Origin of the sequence: Cylindrospermopsis sp. CR12 (assembly GCF_001432185.1) — a bacterium.
GTDB classification, from domain to species: Bacteria; Cyanobacteriota; Cyanobacteriia; order Cyanobacteriales; family Nostocaceae; genus Raphidiopsis; species Raphidiopsis raciborskii.
This window is the reverse complement of sequence record NZ_LMVE01000007.1, coordinates 1-5,327: the sequence shown is the minus strand read 5'-3', so window position 1 is coordinate 5,327 and position 5,327 is coordinate 1. Positions and strand designations below refer to the sequence as shown.

Annotated in this window: 5 protein-coding genes; 1 reads left to right on the top strand and 4 read right to left on the bottom strand. The window is 41.3% G+C overall.

The genetic code is table 11. The annotated features are described in order from the left end of the window. From ASL19_RS18375 to nagA, 4 genes are all read right to left on the bottom strand, one after another. Positions 1-276: hypothetical protein (locus tag ASL19_RS18375; protein WP_235528891.1), on the bottom strand; the 276-nt coding region annotated here is incomplete at its 3' end. 32 nt (positions 277-308) lie between these two features. Next, on the bottom strand, positions 309-1,538 hold the full coding sequence (locus ASL19_RS00830) for a bifunctional sterol desaturase/short chain dehydrogenase (RefSeq protein ID WP_057176909.1): 1,230 nt from the start codon (positions 1,536-1,538) through the stop codon (positions 309-311). Positions 1,539-1,582: 44 nt separating this feature from the next. Next, positions 1,583-3,136, bottom strand: a complete 1,554-nt coding sequence (locus ASL19_RS00825) for a hypothetical protein (protein ID WP_057176908.1) — start codon at positions 3,134-3,136, stop codon at positions 1,583-1,585. Next, the gene (nagA, locus tag ASL19_RS00820; RefSeq protein ID WP_057176907.1) at positions 3,133-4,311 is read right to left on the bottom strand and encodes an N-acetylglucosamine-6-phosphate deacetylase; all 1,179 of its coding nucleotides are present in this window, start codon (positions 4,309-4,311) and stop codon (positions 3,133-3,135) included. Before nagA ends, ASL19_RS00825 begins: the two co-directional genes overlap by 4 nt. A 109-nt stretch (positions 4,312-4,420) precedes the next feature. Between nagA and purE the strand changes: the two genes are divergently transcribed. Beyond that, positions 4,421-4,927: a 5-(carboxyamino)imidazole ribonucleotide mutase gene (gene purE / locus ASL19_RS00815; RefSeq protein WP_057176906.1), complete on the top strand. Its 507-nt coding sequence runs from the start codon at positions 4,421-4,423 to the stop codon at positions 4,925-4,927. The last annotated feature ends 400 nt before the right edge of the window (positions 4,928-5,327 follow it).

Below are 5,327 nucleotides of genomic sequence, written 5' to 3'. Positions count from 1 at the left end.
AGTCGGTTTTAAACCGACTTTCGCTTTGAGACCCGGAATTGATTCCCCGGTCTCCCCCACACACAGTCTCCAGGTTGCTAGTCTTTCGCGAGCTCCTGTAGGGAGTGCAATGCAATCGCATTTATATATGTCCCGTTGGTTTGTTGGGTTTCGTTCCTCAACCCAACCTACGATACCCACGACAAAATTAGTCGGTTTTAAACCGATTTGAGCTTTGAGACCCGGAATTGATTCCCGGTCTCCCCCACAGACAGTCGCGTGGGTTGACTCAAACAATAACGGGTAATTCCATAACCATCAGGAGTGCTTTACAATCGCCTTAAACTATAGCTGTTTGTGAAAATTCTATAATATAACCATGTGGTAAACTCTTTGATGGGGAACAGTAGGTAGGTTAGGGGGTTGACTGTAACAATAATGTTTCTAAAGTCCCGTTGAGCTAAAAACACGATTCCCTTTGCTACTTGGGTTGATGACATGACCCCATAGGGATTAAGTTGACTTTTAAACGGACCTAGTATTAGTTTCCTAATTACACAGACTCCATTTAGGCGTTTTAGGGTGACTAAATCTCCTAATGCTCTCTTACTCAGTTCATAAAGAGGACTTAATGCAGGTGAAACTTCAGCTTCCGAGGTGTTCACCCAAATTTCCTTGGTTGCTTTAGCATGGGGTCCAGTAACAGTCTCCGAAAATATGTCTATTAACCGCAGTGCGGAAAATGTGTTAATTTCATAGGAATTATTCATAGCAGCTGAAGTGCGATCGCCATAAACATTAATGCCATGGTTGATAATTAAAATGTCAACTTTTTCTAAGTTGGCTTTTAGTTCTATTTCGTTGCCCAATTGCCAGGGGATGACTTTGATTCCAGAGTGGTTTGGGATATTTTCTGGGTTAGTTGTTAAGGCTACAACTTTGGCATTTTGTTTAGTTAATTGGGTGGTTAGTGCTTTTCCTAAACTTCCGGAAGCTCCGGTAATAGCAATGGTTTTACCTTTAAGAGAAAGTCCCGTTCCCAACACTTTATCTACTAGGGAAAATACTCCACTATAATAGGCGTTGACATCATCAAAATGGTGTCGCCAATGATAGGTTCTATTCACAAACCAAACGGAAGGAATTGTTGCTAATGGTCCGGGTAAATGATTATAATCTGTGTCTATTGTGCCTTGAAAGTAGCGCAAAGATGCACCGTATAAAAAGGTGATGGAATAGGCTACCCCTAACCACAAACCCCACTGTTTTGTCAAGAGAGTAACAAAGATTAATAAAACTACCAGGATGACAGATTCCACAATGTCATGATATAATTGGGAGTCTATGTAGGCTTTTTGAGAAGCAATGGTCAGGTCTCGACGATATGCTGCGTGGTGCTTATTATGCCATTTTGACAACCAGGTGACTTGATGACACAAAGCATGATAAATATCCCGGAGAATTTCAGCTAGTAATAGGGAGAAAACCCCCCAGGTGATAAACTGTAAACCGGTGTTTACTAATATCCAATCAATCTCTATGCTTTGAATCAAAATCATTTTCCTTTAGCACTTTACATTTATTTTTACATTATCCACAGATTCTATGGATTTAGGTGGTAATCTCTACCGGAACCAAATTTCCAACCATCTATCCACCGATGAATGTAATATTGTTGACTTTTTGGTAGGTTATTAATTATTTTGCCTAGTGCTGGTATGGAGCTGAAAGAAAATAAAAGGGTAAAAATCAGCAGGTTTATATAGTGACCTATCCAATCTATCAAACTGAAAAGACCAACTTGGGGAATAATCTTAGCTATTAATAAGGGATGGTTTATACCCGTTCTCCACAAGGTTTGACTCAAGGCTGAAAATTGCACTATATCTTGTAAAAAAGGTTTTAAAACCCGAGTGCCTAATTTTGCCATTTCCGTAAATACTACGGACAGTAGTTGGTTAATTTGATCCGGTGGGATTTGCTGATTTATTCTTACACTCATGGCTTTTTGAAACAACCAGGTCACACTTAAACTAGGTTGGTAGGGCTGTAGTAATTTTAAGGAGGAAGCCCATAATTCATTAGTTTGTAATGCTTCCTCAATCCCCATGGTTAATCGCTCTAAATGACGAATCATGGCACCAAATCCACCAAAACTTAGGGGTGACTGATTACCACTACTATCTCCCACGGGTAAAATGTAATTCCAAGGTGTTTGCAAGGGACTTTGACGGTAACTAGGAAAAAAACCAAATAACACCCTTTTAAAAGTTAATTTATCAATTTCTACTTTTTGATATTCTGGTAGTAAGCGAAAATATTCACCAATTAGTTCTTCTAGGCTTAACCGCTGGGATGCTGGGTCAATATAGGTAAATAAATAAGTGGTTCTACCATCCCGTGCGGGGAAGGCTTCCCAAAAGTATTGACACTGATTTTGTAGGGTAGTAAAGGATAGCAATAAATCCCCTGAGTCATTGCTGGTAAATCCTTCTGCACAACTTCCCACTACTAAACATATTGCATCTGGTTTTTTACCCCCGCGTGCTTGTTTACTAATGGGTGAAAGGTGTCCCATAGCGTCTAGTAGTAATCTACCTGAAAATTGGTTATTCACCATTACGCCATTGGAATGGACCACCGCGTTGTTAAATGGGGTGTTCTCTAGTAATGTTCCTCCTGCAAGCAGAAACCGGTTCTTGAGAGTTTTGAGTAGGCAAATCGGATCTACCCCAATATTGAGTACATCCTCTACCCACAGTTCCCCACCACTGGCAAAACCTACCCGCGCTGGGTTATAGGTGGTAACAATAGTTGTTGCTAACTCCTCCTGTGTCAATAGGTCTAATTTTATCAATACTGACAATTCCTGACGAGAAATATTCCATTCTTGTTCTCTTCCCTGTAAAACCCCTTTTTCCAATAATGCTACTCGCACTCCCCGCACTGCTAGGGCACTACCAATTAAAATTCCTAATGTCCCACCACAAATTATCACATCCCAATCTATAGATTCTAATGGGGTTGATTCCTGTTTCACTACTTCCGTAAAGGTTTGGTTATCGGTTTTTAGGGATGTTAAAACTTTATCGGTGCGTCTTAGGTTCTCTAAGATGTTTCCTGGCAGTTGAGAGAGAATTTTTTCTGTTATAGTCATGTCCTGGCAAGTTCTATTCTTTTCCAAGTCAATTCTCCTGTATTTTGATCCTCAAACCAACGGAGTAAATTGGCCTGCACACCCGTACCAATGGTGGGTAGATTAATTGCCTTTCTGGGCGCATCCGTAGCTAAAAAGATTCCAGTTTCAATGTCGCAAATTTGCCACTGCACTAGCTTTTGTACTCCTTTTAGTAAGGAAAATGTGGTTCCCGATAAGGTTCCATCCGCTAATCTAGCTGTACCATTTTTTACTGTAATTTTTCGACTATCCCAGGGATATTCTCCATCTGGTAGTCCTAGTGGTGCTAAAGCATCACTGACTAGAAATAGTCCTTTGCTAGCACGTAATAAAATTTCTAACATGGGCGGCACAATGTGTTGTCCATCGGCGATAAAGCTACTCATCACATGGGGATGATTTATAGCAGCACCCAATAGACCTGGTTCTCGGTGGTGTAGAGGTGGCATGGCATTAAACGCATGGGTCACCATAGTAGCACCCGATCTAAAAGCTTCATCTGCTTGTGCTGCTGTAGCTAGAGAATGTCCTAAACTCACCGTTATTCCTAAAGATCTCAGATAGGGTATGACTTCCCCAGTGGGATCTAATTCAGGAGCTAGGGTGATGACCTTCACCAGGGAAGCATAATCCCCTAATACCCGATTAACCTCATTCATGGTTAAGGGGAGTAAATATTCTGCTGGATGTGCGCCCCGTTTACCATAATTTAAAAAGGGACCTTCTAAATGGACTCCTAGAATTTTTGCCCCGGATTTTTGCTCATAATTGGCTATGAGGTCTAGGGAACGATGTATATTTTCTATGGAGGTTGTCACTAAAGTGGGTAAATAAGCATCCACCCCCTGTTCCCACAAAAAATTTGATATTTCTTCCAGTCTGTGGATGTTTCTATCTGTCAAGTCGGGGAATGCTAAACCCAAACCCCCATTGATTTGCAGATCCACACCACCCAATGAGACCCAATCACCTGCTAAATCCAGAACCCGCAAGTTATCCCTGGTTTGTCTTTGACACAGCTGGGTCATGGGTAAGATTTCTTCGATGTTCCCCCGCTCGTTCACCCAGATCATCTGTAAACCTTGATAACCGGGTACTTTTGCATTGATAATATCGGTGTTGCAAATTATCCGCTCTGCTGTTGTTGTGGTCATCACCCTGTCCAGATAAATCTACTATCTCATTTTAGATGGAAATCTTGACAATTACTCCCCTAAGTCCCAGTTTCTAACCTAAATTTTCAGTCATTAATTTTTAGTTATTATGAGTCTTGAAGTTGGCATTATCATGGGTAGTGATTCTGATCTCCCTACCATAAAAGAGGCGATCGCCATTTGTGAGGAATTTTCCGTTAGCTACGAGGTAGCTATTGTTTCTGCCCATCGCACTCCTCGGCGTATGGTGGAATATGCTGAAACAGCTCATATCAGGGGATTAAAGGTAATTATTGCCGGAGCTGGTGGTGCGGCACATTTGCCAGGCATGGTAGCATCTTTAACTCCACTACCAGTAATTGGGGTTCCTGTACCTACGCGTAACTTACAGGGAGTAGATTCTTTATACTCTATAGTGCAAATGCCAGCGGGCATACCTGTAGCCACGGTAGCTATAGGTGGTGCCAAGAATGCTGGTCTTTTGGCAGTGCAGATTCTCGCTACTTATAAACCAGAGTTGTTAGTTAAGGTTCAAGCTTATCGTCAGTCTTTATCGGATATGGTTATGGATAAACAAAATAGATTAACACAGTTAGGTTATCAACAGTATTTTTGACGCTCCCATCGCTAAAAGCGAGGGATTCCCTTGATGAAAATACATCATTGTCAAGTCAAGTAGTCAACCCCCCAATGGAAAATTTCTGGCGCGTAATACATATTAGGGTTGATGGAATATTTGAGGGGGGTTGTCTATCCATAGGAAATATGAGATGTTGATGGAATAGGAGGGTTGGGAAATGCGATCGCTCTTATGAAGGGGGTTGTCGATCCGAATATCAAATATTGGTGGTTGAAAAAAGACCTTATATGCGGACACAGATTCCCATGATGAAAATATATCATTGTCAAGTCAAGTAGTCAACCCCCCAATGGAAAATTTTCTGGCGCGTAATACATATTAGGGTTGATGGAATATTAGGAGGGTTGGGAAATGCGATCGCCCTTATGAATGGAGT

Excerpts from the sequence above, each read along its gene's own strand:
- ASL19_RS00830 (WP_057176909.1), bottom strand. The coding sequence starts at position 1,538 with ATGATTTTGATTCAAAGCATAGAGATTGATTGGATATTAGTAAACACC.
- ASL19_RS00825 (WP_057176908.1), bottom strand. The coding sequence starts at position 3,136 with ATGACTATAACAGAAAAAATTCTCTCTCAACTGCCAGGAAACATCTTA.
- nagA (WP_057176907.1), bottom strand. The coding sequence starts at position 4,311 with ATGACCACAACAACAGCAGAGCGGATAATTTGCAACACCGATATTATC.
- purE (WP_057176906.1), top strand. The coding sequence starts at position 4,421 with ATGAGTCTTGAAGTTGGCATTATCATGGGTAGTGATTCTGATCTCCCT.